The organism is Roseomonas marmotae, from assembly GCF_017654485.1.
Lineage (GTDB): Bacteria > Pseudomonadota > Alphaproteobacteria > Acetobacterales > Acetobacteraceae > Pseudoroseomonas > Pseudoroseomonas marmotae.
In genome coordinates, this window is record NZ_CP061091.1 from 331258 (window position 1) to 347055 (window position 15798).

The 15798-nt window shown below is 65.5% G+C and carries 15 protein-coding genes; 6 read left to right on the forward strand and 9 right to left on the reverse strand.

What is annotated here, in order from left to right; genetic code table 11:
- Positions 1 to 8: 8 nt before the first annotated feature.
- A complete protein-coding gene (locus tag IAI58_RS01585; RefSeq protein ID WP_207448065.1) occupies positions 9 to 710 on the reverse strand; it encodes a response regulator transcription factor in 702 nt (233 codons plus the stop codon).
- A gap of 316 nt (positions 711 to 1026) precedes the next feature.
- On the opposite strand from IAI58_RS01585, the gene IAI58_RS01590 reads away from it, so the two are divergent.
- The 3 genes from IAI58_RS01590 to IAI58_RS01600 all read left to right on the forward strand — a co-directional run bounded on the left by IAI58_RS01590 (position 1027) and on the right by IAI58_RS01600 (position 5183).
- Complete coding sequence (locus IAI58_RS01590; protein WP_408906206.1) at positions 1027 to 2643, forward strand: phosphoenolpyruvate carboxykinase; 1617 nt, start codon at positions 1027 to 1029, stop codon at positions 2641 to 2643.
- A 362-nt stretch (positions 2644 to 3005) separates the two neighbouring features.
- Positions 3006 to 3923, forward strand: a complete 918-nt coding sequence (locus tag IAI58_RS01595; protein WP_207448066.1) for an oxygenase MpaB family protein — start codon at positions 3006 to 3008, stop codon at positions 3921 to 3923.
- A gap of 66 nt (positions 3924 to 3989) precedes the next feature.
- Positions 3990 to 5183 (forward strand): amidohydrolase family protein, encoded by a 1194-nt coding sequence (locus IAI58_RS01600; protein WP_207448067.1) that lies wholly within the window; start codon positions 3990 to 3992, stop codon positions 5181 to 5183.
- 111 nt (positions 5184 to 5294) lie between these two features.
- Here the strand turns inward: IAI58_RS01600 and IAI58_RS01605 are convergent, their stop codons facing one another.
- From IAI58_RS01605 to IAI58_RS01620, 4 genes are all read right to left on the reverse strand, one after another.
- Entirely contained in the window at positions 5295 to 6530 is a 1236-nt protein-coding gene (locus IAI58_RS01605) for an argininosuccinate synthase (protein WP_207448068.1), read from the reverse strand.
- Positions 6531 to 6603: 73 nt separating this feature from the next.
- Positions 6604 to 7170 (reverse strand): transposase, encoded by a 567-nt coding sequence (locus IAI58_RS01610; RefSeq protein ID WP_207448070.1) that lies wholly within the window; start codon positions 7168 to 7170, stop codon positions 6604 to 6606.
- Between the two features lie 347 nt (positions 7171 to 7517).
- Entirely contained in the window at positions 7518 to 9146 is a 1629-nt protein-coding gene (locus IAI58_RS01615; protein ID WP_207448072.1) for a hypothetical protein, read from the reverse strand.
- Between the two features lie 147 nt (positions 9147 to 9293).
- On the reverse strand, positions 9294 to 9626 hold the full coding sequence (locus IAI58_RS01620; RefSeq protein WP_207451599.1) for a hypothetical protein: 333 nt from the start codon (positions 9624 to 9626) through the stop codon (positions 9294 to 9296).
- Between the two features lie 83 nt (positions 9627 to 9709).
- On the opposite strand from IAI58_RS01620, the gene IAI58_RS01625 reads away from it, so the two are divergent.
- Positions 9710 to 10531, forward strand: a complete 822-nt coding sequence (locus IAI58_RS01625; RefSeq protein WP_208776004.1) for an IS5 family transposase — start codon at positions 9710 to 9712, stop codon at positions 10529 to 10531.
- Between the two features lie 516 nt (positions 10532 to 11047).
- Here IAI58_RS01625 and IAI58_RS01630 read toward each other — a convergent pair.
- The 3 genes from IAI58_RS01630 to IAI58_RS01640 form a co-directional block, all read right to left on the reverse strand.
- Positions 11048 to 11476, reverse strand: a complete 429-nt coding sequence (locus IAI58_RS01630) for an NfeD family protein (protein ID WP_207449695.1) — start codon at positions 11474 to 11476, stop codon at positions 11048 to 11050.
- The gene (locus IAI58_RS01635; protein ID WP_207449697.1) at positions 11476 to 12465 is read right to left on the reverse strand and encodes an SPFH domain-containing protein; all 990 of its coding nucleotides are present in this window, start codon (positions 12463 to 12465) and stop codon (positions 11476 to 11478) included. The genes IAI58_RS01630 and IAI58_RS01635 overlap by 1 nt, the downstream gene beginning before the upstream one ends.
- A gap of 91 nt (positions 12466 to 12556) precedes the next feature.
- Positions 12557 to 12988: a DoxX family protein gene (locus tag IAI58_RS01640; RefSeq protein ID WP_207449699.1), complete on the reverse strand. Its 432-nt coding sequence runs from the start codon at positions 12986 to 12988 to the stop codon at positions 12557 to 12559.
- A 107-nt stretch (positions 12989 to 13095) separates the two neighbouring features.
- On the opposite strand from IAI58_RS01640, the gene IAI58_RS01645 reads away from it, so the two are divergent.
- Entirely contained in the window at positions 13096 to 14046 is a 951-nt protein-coding gene (locus tag IAI58_RS01645; protein WP_207449701.1) for a LysR family transcriptional regulator, read from the forward strand.
- A gap of 81 nt (positions 14047 to 14127) precedes the next feature.
- On the opposite strand, the gene IAI58_RS01650 is transcribed toward IAI58_RS01645, so the two are convergent.
- Complete coding sequence (locus tag IAI58_RS01650) at positions 14128 to 15150, reverse strand: AI-2E family transporter (protein WP_207449703.1); 1023 nt, start codon at positions 15148 to 15150, stop codon at positions 14128 to 14130.
- A gap of 179 nt (positions 15151 to 15329) precedes the next feature.
- Here IAI58_RS01650 and ndk point away from each other — a divergent pair, with 179 nt between their 5' ends.
- Positions 15330 to 15749, forward strand: coding sequence for a nucleoside-diphosphate kinase (gene ndk / locus IAI58_RS01655; RefSeq protein WP_207449705.1), 420 nt, complete (start codon positions 15330 to 15332; stop codon positions 15747 to 15749).
- Positions 15750 to 15798: the final 49 nt, after the last annotated feature.

Below are 15798 nucleotides of genomic sequence, written 5' to 3' on the forward strand. Positions count from 1 at the left end.
GGGAGCCCTCAGGCTTCCTTGTAGCGGTAGCCGATTCCGTAGAGCGTCTCGATCATGTTGAAGTCGTCATCCACCTGACGGAACTTCTTGCGCACGCGCTTCACGTGGCTGTCGATGGTGCGGTCGTCCACGTAGATGTTCTCGCCATAGGCGGCGTCGATCAGCTGGTCGCGGTTCTTCACCATGCCCGGCCGCTGCGCCAGCGCCTTGACCAGCAGGAATTCCGTGACGGTCAGCTGCACCTGCTGGCCCTTCCAGGTGCAGGTATGCTTGGTCTCGTCCAGCACCAGGTCGCCGCGGGAGATGACGCCGGTGGGCGGCGCGCCGCTGCCCTCGGCGCGGCCGGCCTCGTTGCGGCGCAGCAGGGCGCGGATGCGCTCCAGCAGCAGGCGCTGGCTGAAGGGCTTGGTGATGTAGTCGTCGGCGCCGAGGCGCAGGCCCATCAGCTGGTCCAGCTCCTCGTCCTTTGAGGTGAGGAAGATGACCGGCAGCGAGGAGCGCTGGCGCAGGCGCTGCAGCAGTTCCATGCCGTCCATGCGCGGCATCTTGATGTCCAGCACGGCCAGGTCGACAGGGCGGGCCAGCAGGCCCTGCAGCGCGCTCTCACCGTCGGTATAGGTGCGCACCTGGAAACCCTCCGCCTCCAGCGTCATGGAAACGGAGGTGAGGATGTTTCGGTCGTCATCGACCAGGGCAATGGTGGCGGGCATAGTCGGGCGGGGCTCCCCCAAGAGAATGTGATCGCGCGGGCATCCCAGGCTCTGAAGGCCAGTATCGCGACCGAATGTGGCGCAAGCCGGGCCAGATGCAGAACACAACGCGGCATAAGGCAGTTCGGCGCCGAGTGGAACCACGGGTGTTCGGGCAGGCGGCTCCAGTCATCGTATGATCATACCGCAACACATACGTTGACGCGCTTCATGCCGCCGCCCTAGCGTCGCGCCGATGTCGTCCAGGTGAGAGATGGAGCGGCCTCAACCCTCTGGCTACTGCCCCGGCGGACCCCCTCCGGAGGAAAAGCGCCATATGGAGACAATCGCGCTGATGACCGCGAATATCGCCGCCCTTGCCGGCACCGGCGTCGCCACGACGGCGGAGCTTCATGCCAATCTGACGGCCCCGGGCCTCTATACCCATGCGCTGCGCCGTGGCGAGGGCCGCCTGTCGGCCGATGGTGCCTTCATCGCCGTCACCGGCCAGCACACCGGCCGTTCCGTCGCCGACAAGTTCGTGGCCGATGACCCGGAAGTCTCCCAGGAAATCTGGTGGGGCAAGGTCAACCGGAAGCTCGACCCCGCCAAGTTCGAATCCTTCACCGCGGATGTGCGCGCCTGGCTGGGCACGCAGAAGGAACTCTTCACCCAGGACCTCTATGCCGGCGCCGATCCCGCGCACCGCATCAAGGTCCGCCTGGTGACGACCAATGCCTGGCACGCGCTCTTCGCCCGCAACATGTTCATCCGCCCGCCGGTGGAGGATCTGGCCGGGTTCGAGCCGGATTACGTCATCCTGCACGCGCCGGAGATGGAAGCGAAGCCGGAGCATGGCGGCCGCCCGGACTCCACCACGCTGATCGCGCTCTCCTTCGCCAGGAAGGTGATCGCCATCGCCGGCACCAGCTATGCCGGCGAGATCAAGAAGTCGATCTTCACGGTGATGAACTGGCTGCTGCCGGCCAAGGGCGTGCTGCCGATGCACTGCTCCGCCAATGTGGGCAAGGATGGCGACACCGCGCTGTTCTTCGGCCTCTCCGGCACCGGCAAGACCACGCTGTCTTCCGACCCCGAGCGCGCGCTGATCGGCGATGACGAGCACGGCTGGTCCGACAAGGGCGTCTTCAATTTCGAGGGCGGCTGCTACGCCAAGGTCATCAAGCTCTCCCAGGAAGCCGAGCCGCAGATCTGGAACGCCTCCCACCGCTTCGGCACGGTGCTGGAGAATGTCATCGCGGATGAGCGCGGCAATCTCGACCTCGACGACGGCTCGCTGACCGAGAACACCCGCTCCTGCTACCCGATCGAGTTCATCCCGAACACGGCGCCGGGTGGCATGGCCGGGCTGCCGAAGAACGTGGTGATGCTGACCGCCGATGCCTTCGGCGTGCTGCCGCCGATCGCCAAGCTGACCCCGGCGCAGGCGATGTACCACTTCCTCTCCGGCTACACCGCCAAGGTGGCGGGCACCGAGAAGGGCCTGGGCAAGGAGCCGCAGGCCACCTTCTCCACCTGCTTCGGCGCCCCTTTCCTGCCGCGCCACCCGGAAACCTACGGCAAGATGCTGGCCGAACTGATCGGCAAGCATGGCGCCCAGGTCTGGCTGGTGAACACGGGCTGGACCGGCGGCAGCTATGGCACGGGCCACCGGATGTCCATCAAGCACACCCGCGCCCTGCTGCGCGCGGCGCTGGATGGCAGCCTGGCCAACGCCACCTTCGTGACGGACCCGTTCTTCGGCCTCGCCGTGCCGCAGGATGTGCCGGGCGTGCCGGCTGAGGTGCTGAACCCCCGCGAGTCCTGGGCTGACAAGGCGTCCTATGACAAGACGGCCAAGCATCTGGTCTCCCTGTTCGAGAAGAACTTCGAGACCTTCGCCAGCGGCGTCAGCGAGGATGTGAAGAAGGCAGCGCTGAAGAGCGCGGCCTGAGACCGACCTGGCCGGGAGGGGTGACCGCCCCTCCCGGCCACCTCCGGCGGCCATGTTCCCGGACAAGGCGCAGCGCGGTTCGCGCGCCCGGGAGATGACCGCTGCCTCTGCTCTCCTTCGACGAAGCCGAGTGCCGCCTGCGCGTGAAGCGGGCGCATGGATGCTGGTGGTTGGCTGGCCGATCTGCGCGCCTGGGGGGTTAAGGCCCGTCCTGGAGCTGCTGGTCCGCCCGAGCTTCCGGCCGCTCCGGTGCCCTTCCTGACCTCCTCCGTCGGGATAACGTGACCGGCGCCTCCTATTCGCGAGGCCGAGGCCGCGAAGGCGCAGCCGCCGGGCGGGCGGAGCGTTATGAAGCCATGCGCATGAGGTTCTTCCCGCCCCCTTCCGATGCAGGGGCCGGTGGCACGGGCATGCTGCCCGCCCGGCTTCTGGCGCCTCTGGCGCGGCCGGTGAAGCAGGCCATCGCCGCCGAGGTCGCCGGCATCTTCAACGACCGCGCGCGCGGCGAGAAGCCTGTGCGGCGGCGCCCTGACGGGCTCTTCGGCCCCCGGACAGTCGCCTGGCGCGTGCATGGTGACGTGGTCGCGATGATGGTGGGCGGCATCGCCGCTCTGCTGCTGCAGATGCTGCACCCGGCAGTGCTGGCGGGCGTCTGGGACCATTCCAACTTCCGCGCCGATATGCATGGCCGCCTGCGCCGCACCGCGCGCTTCATCGCCCTGACCACCTATGGCGGGCGGGAGGAGGCGGAAGCGGTGATCGCCCGTGTCCGCGCCATCCATGAGCGGGTGACTGGCCACCTGGCCGATGGCAGCCCCTATGCCGCCAGCGACCCCGCCCTGCTGAGCTGGGTGCATGTGACGGAGACCACCTGCTTCCTGGAGAGTTGGATCCGCTATGCCGAGCCAGACATGCCCCTGGCGGACCAGGACCGTTATTTTACCGAGGTGGCCCAGGTCGCCGAGGCGCTGGGCGCCGCTCCGGTGCCGCACAGCCGGCTGGAGGCACAGCGGCTGATGGCTGCCATGCGGCCAGAGCTGCTCTGCGATGCCCGCACGCGGGAGGTAGCGGGGCTGGTGCTGAACCGGCGCGCCTCCAACCGCCTGATCGAGCCCTTGCAGAACCTGACCATGGAAGCGGCGATCGACCTGCTGCCGGGCTGGGCGCGCCGTATGCACGGGCTGCCCGCGCCGGGGCTGCGCCTGCCGCTGATCCGCGCCGGCACGCGGAGCATGGCCCGCACCCTGCGCTGGAGCTTCGAGCGGCCGGTGGGGAGCTGACCCTGGGTTTCTCTTGGTAAAAAAATTTGACTGGCCTTGGGCCGGATCGGCCCGATATGCTCCGCCATGGAACAGTTCACTAGCCTCTCCCCGGCCACGGCGCTCAAGACCGATATTCATACCCACCTGACCGGCGCGCCACGTTCCGCTGAACTCATCCGACTGGGATTGCTGCACGACCTGCCATACCCGGCGGCCATGCTGCGGCTGGCCGGCATCCCCCTGCCAGACGGCATCCGGCTGGTCGAGGAGGATACCCGCATCCTGCCGGGCGGGATCGCCGCCCCGGCGCGTGGCTCGCCCATGATTCCCCTCCGCTCGCTGCCCCCGCGCAGCCTCGCCCTGCTGGAAGCGGCGATGGAAATGCCCCGGCGGCCCGCCGATGGCAGCGGCCCCGACCCCTTCCTGCTGCTGGAGCGCGCCTATTCCGTGCGGCGTCCCCTCGGCGCCCATCCGGCGCTGCTGGCGGGCATCCTGGAATCGGTCGCGGCGGATGCCCGGCAGGACGGCGTGCGGCATATCGAGCTCAGCGCCAGCGCGCCGCTGACGGAAGATGGGGAAGCCTGGATGCAGGCGGCGGAGCGGGCGGCCCGCGCCACCCTGGCTTCGCAGGGGGTGCGTATCCTTTTCCTTGCCACCGTGAACCGCCACGCCCCGCCCGAGGCTATCACCCGCGCCCTCGCCCGGCTTGATGAGATGATGGCCGGGCATCCCCTCCTGGCCGGCCTCGACATCGCTGGGCACGAGACCAACCCGACAGGCGACTTCATGCCGGCGGTGGCGGCCTGGGCCGCGACGCGCGTCCGGCAGGGGCTGCCGGCCATCGTCCGGGTCCATGCGGGGGAGACGCCCTGCCACCCCGGCAATGTCCGCATGGCCCTGGAAGGCTTCCGCGAGGCGGGGCTGCCACCCGGCATGGGGCGGATCGGGCATGCGCTCTACGGCGTCGGGCGGCGGGAGGTGGCGCTGGCGCGGGAGATCGGCGCCGTCGTGGAAATGGGCATCGGCTCCAACCGCGCGCTGGGCTATCGCAGCGGGCCGGGGCGCAGCGGCGGCGGCGGGCGGCTGGCGCGGCTGATCTCGGCGGGGGTGCCGACGGTGCTGGGCACCGATGGGCACGGGATCTACGGCACCTCCCCCGCGCGGGAAGCGGTGCGGGCGCTGCGGGATGGCGCCAGCGCGGCGGTGATGGCCGAGGTGGCGCGGCATGAGGCGGACCACCTGCGGCGGGTGGCGGCGGCCTTTCCGGCTGTGGCCTGACAAGGAAAGGGCCGGGGGAAGGAATTCCCCCGGCACCCCCATCTTTTTTCTGCGGTTTCGGACCGTGGTGTGCGGTCCTGGGGGGAGAGGCTGTGCTCTCCCCCGCGCGGGTCAGACCGCGCCGCCCTTGCGGCCGGCCATGGCGCCAAGGCGCAGGCGCAGCGCGTTCAGCTTGATGAAGCCCTGGGCGTCGAACTGGTCGTAGGCGCCCTGGTCGTCCTCGAAGGTGACGTGCTTCATGGAATACAGGCTGTTCGGGGACTGGCGGCCCGTCACGATGGTGTTGCCCTTGTAGAGCTTCAGGCGGACGGTGCCGCTGACGCTCTTCTGGCTCTCATCCACCATCGCCTGGATCATGCGGCGCTCGGGCGCGAACCAGAAGCCGTTGTAGATCAGTTCGGCATACTTCGGCATCAGGCTGTCCTTGAGGTGCGCCACCTCACGGTCCAGGGTGATGCTCTCGATCGCACGGTGCGCGACGTAGAGGATGGTGCCGCCCGGGGTTTCGTAGCAGCCGCGGGACTTCATGCCGACGAAGCGGTTCTCCACCAGGTCCAGGCGGCCGATGCCATTGGCCTTGCCCAGCTCATTAAGCTTGGTCAGCAGCGTGGCGGGGGACATGCGCTCCCCATTGATGGCCACGGAGTCGCCACGCTCGAACTCGATGGTGATCTCGGTCGCGACATCGGGCGCGTCCTCGGGGCGGATGGTGCGCTGCCAGACGATCTCCGGCGGCTCGTCCCAGGGCTCCTCCAGGATCTTGCCCTCGGAGCTGCTGTGCAGGAGGTTGGCGTCGACGCTGAAGGGGGCCTCGCCGCGCTTGTCCTTGGCGATGGGGATCTGGTTCGCCTCGGCGAATTCCAGCAGCTTGGTGCGGCTGGTGAGGTCCCATTCGCGCCAGGGGGCGATGACCTTCACGTCCGGCTTCAGGGAATAATAGCCGATCTCGAACCGGACCTGGTCGTTGCCCTTGCCGGTGGCGCCGTGGGAGACGGCGTCCGCCCCCACCTGCTCCGCGATCTCGATCTGCCGCTTGGCGATGAGGGGGCGGGCGATGGAGGTGCCCAGCAGGTACTGGCCCTCATACAAGGCATTCGCGCGGAACATGGGGAAGACGAAGTCCCGCGTGAATTCCTCGCGCAGGTCGTCGATGAAGATATTCTCTTCCTTGATGCCGAGCAGGCGGGCCTTGTCGCGTGCCGGGCCCAGCTCCTCACCCTGGCCCAGGTCGGCGGTGAAGGTCACCACCTCACACTGGTAGGTGGTCTGCAGCCATTTCAGGATGACGGAGGTGTCCAGCCCGCCGGAATAGGCGAGGACCACCTTCTTCACGTCTTTCACCGCCATTGCGCCGGGTTCCTTTTCCCAAGGGGAGAATTCCGCGTGGGTTTGCCGCAGGCGCGCGGTGCGAGCAAGGCGGTCATACCCATGCCAGACGCACGGAACGCGGGATACTGGCCCGGCCGAGGGCATTGCGGGCCAGGCGGAGGAGGCTGCGGAGGGCATCCGGCGCCCAACGGGGGTTGAGCGGCAGGCGGTGGAGGGTTTCGGACAAAAGGGGGTCCGGCAGCAGCCAGGGCGGGCCGTTCAGGGCCGCGCGCAGGTTGAGGCGGCGGATGAGGACCAGCAGCGGCAGGCCACCCAGGCGCGCGGCGCGGCGGCAGGCGCGGCAAATGCTGTGTTCCAGCGCCCTCAGCGGGTGGCCCAGCGGGGCGGCGGCGAGGGCGCGCAGCAGGCGGTGCCAGAAGCCATCATGCACCAGGCGGCGGAAGAAGCGAGCGACGGTTTCGGGGCGGCCGAAGCGTTCCGGCAGGTACTTCCACGGGTCGCCGGGCTGGTGGGCGAGGTGGAAGATGGCGTCCAGGCGCTGGCGGAGGTCCGCCGTGCGGCGTCCTTGGGGTGCAAGAGTCGGGAGAAAGGGTTGGAGGGCGGTCCAGGCGGGATCAGAGAGCGGGGTCCAGCGGGTAAAGATGGTGAGGCTGGACATTAGGCTCACTCCGACGGGGCGAACAAGGGTATGAGGAATTTATTCCTTTTGTCAAGGATTAGCAAGCTTTCGGAGCCTCTGCTCAGGTCCACTCTGCGCCCTTCCTAGACACCTAAGGTGGTCATAGCAGCACCAGAAGCGGGCTCATCAGCCGATGAGTAAGTTAGACTAAAAGGTAAAGGCGGCCTGTGCGATGTCTGCTACCCTTTCTCAATTAATGAATATTAGATATAACTCTGATCCACATTTATTTCTACTTTGGCTCCCACAGTAAAAAAATCTATCTTAATTTTAGCTCATCTTACAATGCCGTTCGACTTTCTGTTTAACGTGAAAATAGAGTATCATCAAAGCAGTTCGAAAAATTTGATGGGCGATTGACCCCTAACTAACCCGTTAATCAAAGGGTTTTCCTCCATATAGTCACCTCGTTTGCGAGAGAAGAGGTGATCCATCCAGAAGATCGATTCGTAAACATCGAATGCCTCCGGCGCCGTTATCTTATATTTCGCGGGAGCAGGGTGCCCACCTTTGAGGTAGGTATCGCCCTCCATAAGAGCCTTAGCTGTAGCTACAGGCTTCCCGTTTTGCATATGAAAGCGGATCGGCGTAACTCCGATTCTTTGATTGCTATCAGTAACACTCCAGCCAAACCCATGGAAATGCATGAGTGCATGGGGAAGAGGTAGCTCGCGTTGCTCGTACGTGACAAACAACTCAGGATTTAAGTACATCTCAGGGTGGGAGAGAAACCTACTAACGGCCAACGCCTGCCAAGCTAGGAATTGCTGTAGGAATTTTGACAGATTCTTCATCTGTGCGGAATCGCGAAGAGAATTCCAAGTTTGCGATATGGATGCCTCAACTGAGTGCGCAAAGCGAAGATTTTGATACACCATTTCCTCAAGATTCGCTTTGATGGTTCTTCCCGTAAGGGCGGATTCCCAGTCGTCGAGAGTGTTCAAGCCGATGGCGTCCTCCTTGGGAAAGCCTCGTTGCTGGAGTTTAGAGTAGAGCCAGTCCAGGCGAATCGAAGGATGAAATGACCAATCCGCCTCCTCGAATTCGCGAACTGGCTTTTGGCGTGGTGGTGAGGGTCCAAGCAACGACCAAACTGAAGCCGCGGTCGGACCAACCAGCATTCGTTTTTCGTTCGCAAACCAGCCACTTACGATTTGAAGCAAAGCGTTTGAGTAAGTAGTTTTACCCCTTATAAAAGAGGCCAACAAATCTCGAGATGCCTTATGAGAATGCATCTGTGCAGCGGCTATGAGTTGCACGTTTATTGCGGGAATTTCAAAGATTTCCCACGGTTCCGCGTGGACAATCTTTGTTCTGGCAGGTCTGGAGGACCAGCAGTCAATTGTGTCGTAGACATCTTTTATAATTACAAGGTAAAGTTCTATTTCGGCTCTCGCCGAATCATTATAACCACCTCCAGGTGCATCTATGCTTGCTTGGGAAAGAAATTCCGCCAGAGTTTTCTCCGGGTCAGGATGCCATTCGAAAGCCCCTGAACTCGGAGTCTGCGCAAGATTTGGGATAACTGGCATGGGAACTGTCCGAACTGGATGTTCGTTCCCAATTAAGAAGGCCGCAAAGGGGTCCATATCTTTGCGGGTGTTCGGTGGCATTTCAAGCCATCGACACAGAGGCACCGGGAATATGTTGCTTCCGGACAATACAGCTAGCGGAACCAAACTCGGCAACAATCGAGTGAAATTCAAATATGCAGAAATTTTCTTTCTGAGGAGTGATGAGTAGTATGGGCTAAGTAAGCTGTCCCAAAAATGACGATTTTCATGCTCAAACACCGTAGATGTAATCAGCCGTTCTAAATAATCCTTACCGCCTCTGGCTTTGCGGGCAGCCGGGTCTGTATAACAGTCCATAAAATAGTGTAGAGAGGCGGCATCAGAAAAATGGAACTGTAGCCCCAAAAATCGCGGATCCACACCTCCCTTCGGCGCCCTCATGCTATTTAGAGGATACTGTTCAACATTTCTTTCACCTCATGCTCAGTCAACGACTGAGAATACTCTAGAGGCTGTTATGAACCACTCATAACATGCTGGATCTGCTCGGCCTTCCGCAGGTAGGTCCGCTGGGGAAGGCCAGCAAAATCAGTTCTCTAGCACCAGGTTCATAACAGCCTCTAGCTTCACCATTCCCTTAGGCGTCTTGATCGTCATCATAACCTTCGGATTTTCACGGGCAGCTCCTCTTATGTAGTTGAAGAGATACTTCGGCGCAGAAGCGAGCCAGACTCCGCTGCGTACCACCGCCAGAATAGCTGCAAGGTCCCCTAAAGTCGGATCGAAATTGAGAGTATCTCCTTCGTCCAAACTTTCTCCCGTGCGCACAGGTCCTTCACTCTGCGACTGCATAAACTCCATGATGCTGCTGAGAGTGGCTTCATTACTGGTAATCTTAACCTGAATCGGAAAATCTGCCATTTAGGGTACCCCAGATCTGAGAGCCCGTTTGAGAATGCTGCGGGTGAGGTGTTCAGGCGTCCTCGCGTGCCCAGATGGGCTGGATGTGGACCAAGGAACATCGCGCACGGCAGGCTGGCTTTGAGCGGCGCCGCTACCCGACCGATCTGACGGATCAGGAATGGCGGGTTATTCGGCCTCTGCTGCCGCCCAGCAGCACCCGCGGCAGGCGGCCAGGCGTTGACCTGCGCGAGGTGCTGAACGCGATCCGCTACCTGGCACGGGCCGGGTGTGGCTGGCGCATGCTGCCGGTCCATTTCGGACCATGGCAGACGATCTATTGGTGGTTCCGGCGGCTCGCACGACGGTTCCTGTTCGCCACTCTGCACAACATCGCGCTGATGCTGGATCGTGAGCGGGTGGGGCGCGAGGCCAGCCCTTCCGCCGGGGTTCTGGACAGCCAGACGGTCAAGTCGCCCCAAGCACTGGGCGGCGGCGGCTTTGATGCCGCCAAGCGCCTCAAGGGCCGCAAGCGCCACATTGCGGTCGACACTGATGGCCGCCTGCTGATGGTCAACCTAACGACGGCCGACGTGCAGGATGCTTCCGGGGCGGAGCAGATCGTCAAGGCGATCCGCAAGCGCTGGCCCTGGTTGAAGCACCTCTTTGCCGACGGCGCCTATGACCGCGGCAAGCTGATGAGCGCTGCCGCCTTCCATGACTTCGTCATCGAGGTGGTGCGCAAGCTGACGGACCAGCAAGGCTTCCAGGTGCTGCCACGCCGCTGGGTGGTGGAGAGAACCTTTGGCTGGATGACCCGCTGGCGCCGCCTGGTCCGCGACTATGAACGCCGCTGCGACGTCTCCGAAGCCATGATCCACGTCAGCATGGGCGCGCTCCTCGTCCGGCGCATTGCTCACCCATGACCATTCTCAAACGGGCTCTGAAATCGCAACGTAAGGTCAGCTTAGTTCAAGCCGGCTCATTTCACCTGTCAAGGCCAGAGCTCGGGTCGCCAGCGCAGCCTGAGATCGAACTGCACTTCTGACGAAGGTGGGCCACCAAGCTATGGGCTTGTAGCCCAAAGGAAGCCGAGACGCTCATCACCTCTCAGATCCACCGCAGTGCCTTCTAAGCTATACTTGGGCCGAACTTGCTGAGAACTGGTCACGCAGATGGACATCTCTAAATACCTCTTCAACGCGACTCCGCGCGCGCCACAAGCCTTTGAATTTCGTTGGCTTAGAATCTGTGCTCGGAAGGTGTTCAGATGGTCCGCATTTGTGAGTTTAGGCTTGCAAGCTGCCAGTCCGTTTACGGCCAGGATTAACCCTTTGGATACCTCACCTAAACCGTCGCAGGTCCAGGAGGCTCAGCCTCCTGGCGGATAGGGGTCCGGGGGAAGGTGGCACCTTCCCCTGGCCGGGTGCCGCAAGCGCGACCTACCCCGGCCGCACCAGCAGGGTCATGCCTTGCACGGCGATGACCTCGACCCGCGCGCCGGGCTCGGCTTCCGCTGTCAAGCGCACGGGCCAGTCGGAATCGCCGATGCGGGCGCGGCCTTCCAGCCCCTGGGCTTCCAGCAGATGGCCGGTGCGGCCGACGAGGCCGGAGGCCGGGGTGTTGAGGGCGGCGGGTGCCGCGCGGGGGCGGAACAGGCGCAGGCTGGCGCCGATGCCGGCGGCCAGCAGCAGCATGAAGACCAGGGCGGTGGCGATGAAGCCGGGGTCGAAGGCCAGCAGCACCAGCCCGGTGCCAACCGCCGCCGCGCCGATCCAGATGAGGAAGGCGCCGGGCAGCAGCAGTTCCGCCGCCATGGCCAGCAGGCCCAGCACCACCCAGACGGCCCAGGGGGCGAACCAGCCGGCCATCAGGTGTTGGGCACGCTGGTGTTCGGCGTGGGGCGGGAGGCTGGCGGGATGGGGCGTGGCGGCGGGGGCGTGCCGGTGCCGGCGCGGAAGATTTCCAGCGCGCCGGTGATGCCGCCGGCAAGAGCGGATGCTTCCATCGGCACCACCACCAGTTTGGAGGCGGGGTTGGCGGCCAGTTGGCCGAAGGCCTGGATGTAGCGTTCACTGATGAAGTAGTTCAGGGCGGCGGTGCCGCCGTCGCGGGCGGCCTCGGCCACGACCTGGGTGGCGCGGGCCTCGGCCTCGGCCAGTCGCTCACGGGCCTCGGCGTCGCGGCTCGCGGCTTCCAGGCGGCCTTCGGCTTCCAGGATCTGGGCGGATTTGGCGCCTTCGGCGCGGGCCACGGCGGCCTCGCGGTCGCCCTGGGCGCGCATGACGGTGGCGCGGCGTTCACGCTCGGCCATCATCTGGGTGTTCATGGCGACGACGAGGTTGGCGGGCGGCTCGATCTTGCGGATTTCCACGCGCGTCACCTTCACGCCCCAGGGGTCGGTGGCGCCGTCCAGCACGGAGAGGAGGTGGGAGTTGATCTTGTCGCGGGAGGAAAGGGCGGAATCGAGGTCCATCTCGCCGATGATGGCGCGGATGTTGGTCATGGCCAGCGCCGAGAGGGCCTGGGTCAGGTTCTGCACCTGGTAGGCGGATTTCTCCGGGTCCATGACGCGGTAGTAGACGATGCCGTCGACGGAGACATTGGCGTTGTCGCGGGTGATGACGGCCTGCTCGGGGATATCGAGCACGATTTCCTGCACGTTCACCTTGTGGCCGATGGCGTCGATGAAGGGGATGACGAAGTTGAGGCCGGGCTGGAGGACGCGGGTGAAGGCGCCGAAGCGCTCGACGGTCCAGTTATAGCCCTGGGGGACGGTGCGGATGCCCTTGAAGGCGGTGAGCACCACCAGACCCAGCAGGATGATGGTGACGATCAGGCCGGCCGATGGTGCGTCCATGCCGCGGTTCCTCCCATGATTTGGGAGGCATCCTAGACCAGGGCGCGGGCGATGCCGAGCCGTGGCGGTGGCGCCACGGCAAGGCGCCGGGTCAGGCCGCCTGGGTGGTGGCGGGGCGCCCCAGCAGGCGGTTGATGTCCAGCGCATGGGCGCCGGCGCCCAGCCCGGCCTGCACCAGCATCAGCACGGTCAGGAGGAGCGGGAATTCCCAGCCGCCGCCGGTGTTGCTGAAGACCCAGCCGTTGCCGGCGTGCTGCAGGGTGGCGCCGATCAGGATGGGCAGGGTGAGCAGGGAGACGAGCCGGGTCCAGAGACCGAGGATCAGGGCGATGCCGGCCGCGGTCTCGGCCAGGGCGACGATGGCGCCGAGGACGGGCGGGTAGCCCAGGCTGCCGAAGAAGCCCATGGTGCCGGCGAGGCCGAAGGTCAGGACCTTCATGTAGAAGCCATGGGCGAGGAGGAGGATGCCGAGGCTGACGCGCAGCAGCAGCGTGGCATAGGGGGCGAGGCGGTGGTCGTTCATGGCGGTGTATCCTTCGGAGCGGCGGGGGAGCCTGTTGGCTCCTGGGTAGCCCTGCTCCAGCCCGGGCTTCCAACGCCGATCGGAAACGGTCATCATCACCGGCATCAATGGCCGACCTTTCCAACCTGGACCTGAACCTGCTGCGGGTGTTCGACGCGGTGGCGCGCGAGCGGCATGTGACGCGCGCGGCGCAGCGGCTGCACCTGTCGCAGCCCGCCGTGTCCAATGCGCTGACGCGGCTGCGCCAGACGCTGGGGGATGAGTTGTTCCTGCGTCGCCCCGGCGGGGTGGAGCCGACGGAGCTGGCGCTGTCCCTGACCGCCCCGGTGGCGGAGGTGCTGGACCGGCTGCGGGAGACGCTGGCCGCCCATGCGCCCTTCGACCCCGCGACATCGGACCGGGTCTTCACCCTCGGCTTCTCGGAATATGCGGAGGCGGTGCTGGCGCCGCCCTTGCTGGAGCGGCTGGCGGTGGAGGCGCCGGGGGTGATGCTGGCCATCCAGCATGCCGACCGGATCAATGCCATGCAGTTGCTGGAGCAGGACGGGGCGCAGATGGTGCTGGGCATGCTGGCCGAGCCGCCGGCGCTCTATACGCGGCTGCGCCTGCTGCCCGAGGCCTTCCTGGTGCTGATGCGCCCGGGCCATCCGCTGGCGGAGGGCGCGCTGACGGTGGAGCGTTTCGCGCGGTATCCGCACCTCCTGCACTCCCCCAATGGCTCCCGCGAGGGCGCGCTGGACCTGCCGATGCGGGAGGCCGGGCATCCGCGCCGGCTGGGGGCGGTGGTGGCGCATCTGGCGGCGGTGCCGGGCATCCTCGGGCGGACGGATATGGTGATGGCGATTTCCGCTCGCCTGGCCGTGCAGATGGCGGAGGCGCATGGGCTGGCGGTGCGGAATTGCCCGGTGGAGACGCGCCATACCCGCCTGTCCCTGATTTTCCACCGGCGCTTCGAGGCGGACCAGGGCCATGCCTGGCTGCGCCGCCTGCTGCTCTCCGTGGCGCGGGAGGCGTCGCCGCGGGAGGAATGCGAGCGGGTGCGGAAGAAGGTGAGCTGAGATACCCGGCCGGCGGGGCGCCCCCCCCGGCTTTTTCCGCGCCCGCGGCCGGAGGGTTGCCCGGCCCGGCGGACCTCCCGTTCAGCGCAGCACGACTGGCGTCTCTTCCGGCCGCTCCTGCTCCAGGTAGTCCTCGACGTAGAGGCGGTGCACCAGCATCATCCCCACGGCCGCGAGGGGCGTGGCCAGGGCCAGGCCCATGATGCCGAAGAGCGTGCCCATGGCCACCTGGGCCATGATGGTCAGTGCCGGCGGCAGGTCCACGCTGCGCTTCTGGACATAGGGGGTGATGAGGTAGCTCTCCACCGACTGCACCGCCAGGTAGAGCCCGATCACCGAGAAGGCGCCGGTCGCCCCGGAATCCAGCCCCAGCAGCACCGCCGGCACCGCCGCGATCACCGGCCCGATATTCGGAATGAAGGTCAGCAGCGCCGCGATCATGCCCAGCAGCAGTGCCAGCGGGATGCCCAGGGCCCAGAGGCCCAGCGTGGTCAGCACCCCCACCACGGCCATGGAAATGAACTGCGCGCCCAGCCAGCCGCGCAGGGTTCCGGCCACTTCCTCGCAGGTGGCGCGTGCCTTGGGGCGGAGGGAGGGCGGGAAGAACAGCTCGATGCCACGCCGGTACAGGCCGGGATCGACCGCGAAATAGAGGCCGAGGAAGATCAGCAGCACGGCATTGCCGAGCGCGCCGAAGGTGCCACCCAGCAGGGCGAAGGCGCTGCTGCCACCGCCGCTGGGCAGTTGCAGGTTCTCCGGCTTCGCCCTCTCCAGCAGCTGCTGGCCCCAGCTGTACCGGGAGAGGCGCTCCGTGATCTGCGCCAGTGCCCTGGGCAGCTGCTGCCAGAGCTGGCTGGCCTGCTCCGCCAGTTGCGGCGCCGCCAGCAGCGCGAAGCCCACGCCCAGCAGCAGCAGCAGCGCGAAGAGCAGCACCCGGGCCATGCCGGAGAAGCCGAACCGCTGGAAGAGAAGATCCCCGCCACCGCGCAGGAAGACCCCGAGCAGCACGCCGGCGAAGGTCAGCAGCAGGGCGTCCGGCACCTGCCAGACGAGCAGCACCAGGATGAGGGCGAAGGTGATGACGGAGACGGGCCGGCGCCGCATGGAGGGTTCCTCGGTGGCAGAAAGCGCGGGGTAAAGCCCTGGCGGGCGGCGGAAGTTGCCAAGGCCGCGCCCAGGCCGCGCCGCCTTGTCACCCGCTGGCCCCTTGCGCCCGGCCCCGGCCCCGCCTATCCGGCGCGCTGAACCGCCTTTTTTCCTCTTCGCACAGAAGGACCTCCCTCATGGCCGAGCGCACCCTCTCCATCATCAAGCCCGACGCGACCCGCCGGAACCTGACCGGCAAGATCAACGCGAAGTTCGAGGAGCAGGGCCTCCGCATCGTGGCGCAAAAGCGCATCCAGCTCTCCGAGGCCCAGGCCGGCGCCTTCTATGCCGAGCACAAGGCCCGCCCCTTCTACAAGGACCTGGTCTCCTTCATGACCTCGGGCCCCGTGGTCGTGCAGGTGCTGGAAGGCGAGAACGCCATCGCCCGTAACCGTGAGATCATGGGCGCCACCAATCCGGCCAATGCCGCCGAGGGCACGATCCGCAAGGAATTCGCCGAGAGCATCGAGGCGAACTCCGTGCACGGCTCCGATGGCCCCGAGGCCGCGGCGCGCGAGATCGCGTTCTTCTTCTCGGGCATCGAGCTGGTCGGCTGACGCCGGCGGCGGGTGCCCTGGCGGCACCCGCGCAGCAGAAAGGGCGGCC

What these genes read in the sequence shown, in the direction of transcription:
- IAI58_RS01585 (WP_207448065.1), bottom strand. Translation starts at nt 710, where the DNA reads ATGCCCGCCACCATTGCCCTGGTCGATGACGACCGAAACATCCTCACC.
- IAI58_RS01590 (WP_408906206.1), top strand. Translation starts at nt 1,027, where the DNA reads ATGGAGACAATCGCGCTGATGACCGCGAATATCGCCGCCCTTGCCGGC.
- IAI58_RS01595 (WP_207448066.1), top strand. Translation starts at nt 3,006, where the DNA reads ATGAGGTTCTTCCCGCCCCCTTCCGATGCAGGGGCCGGTGGCACGGGC.
- IAI58_RS01600 (WP_207448067.1), top strand. Translation starts at nt 3,990, where the DNA reads ATGGAACAGTTCACTAGCCTCTCCCCGGCCACGGCGCTCAAGACCGAT.
- IAI58_RS01605 (WP_207448068.1), bottom strand. Translation starts at nt 6,530, where the DNA reads ATGGCGGTGAAAGACGTGAAGAAGGTGGTCCTCGCCTATTCCGGCGGG.
- IAI58_RS01610 (WP_207448070.1), bottom strand. Translation starts at nt 7,170, where the DNA reads ATGTCCAGCCTCACCATCTTTACCCGCTGGACCCCGCTCTCTGATCCC.
- IAI58_RS01615 (WP_207448072.1), bottom strand. Translation starts at nt 9,146, where the DNA reads ATGAGGGCGCCGAAGGGAGGTGTGGATCCGCGATTTTTGGGGCTACAG.
- IAI58_RS01620 (WP_207451599.1), bottom strand. Translation starts at nt 9,626, where the DNA reads ATGGCAGATTTTCCGATTCAGGTTAAGATTACCAGTAATGAAGCCACT.
- IAI58_RS01625 (WP_208776004.1), top strand. Translation starts at nt 9,710, where the DNA reads ATGTGGACCAAGGAACATCGCGCACGGCAGGCTGGCTTTGAGCGGCGC.
- IAI58_RS01630 (WP_207449695.1), bottom strand. Translation starts at nt 11,476, where the DNA reads ATGGCCGGCTGGTTCGCCCCCTGGGCCGTCTGGGTGGTGCTGGGCCTG.
- IAI58_RS01635 (WP_207449697.1), bottom strand. Translation starts at nt 12,465, where the DNA reads ATGGACGCACCATCGGCCGGCCTGATCGTCACCATCATCCTGCTGGGT.
- IAI58_RS01640 (WP_207449699.1), bottom strand. Translation starts at nt 12,988, where the DNA reads ATGAACGACCACCGCCTCGCCCCCTATGCCACGCTGCTGCTGCGCGTC.
- IAI58_RS01645 (WP_207449701.1), top strand. Translation starts at nt 13,096, where the DNA reads ATGGCCGACCTTTCCAACCTGGACCTGAACCTGCTGCGGGTGTTCGAC.
- IAI58_RS01650 (WP_207449703.1), bottom strand. Translation starts at nt 15,150, where the DNA reads ATGCGGCGCCGGCCCGTCTCCGTCATCACCTTCGCCCTCATCCTGGTG.
- ndk (WP_207449705.1), top strand. Translation starts at nt 15,330, where the DNA reads ATGGCCGAGCGCACCCTCTCCATCATCAAGCCCGACGCGACCCGCCGG.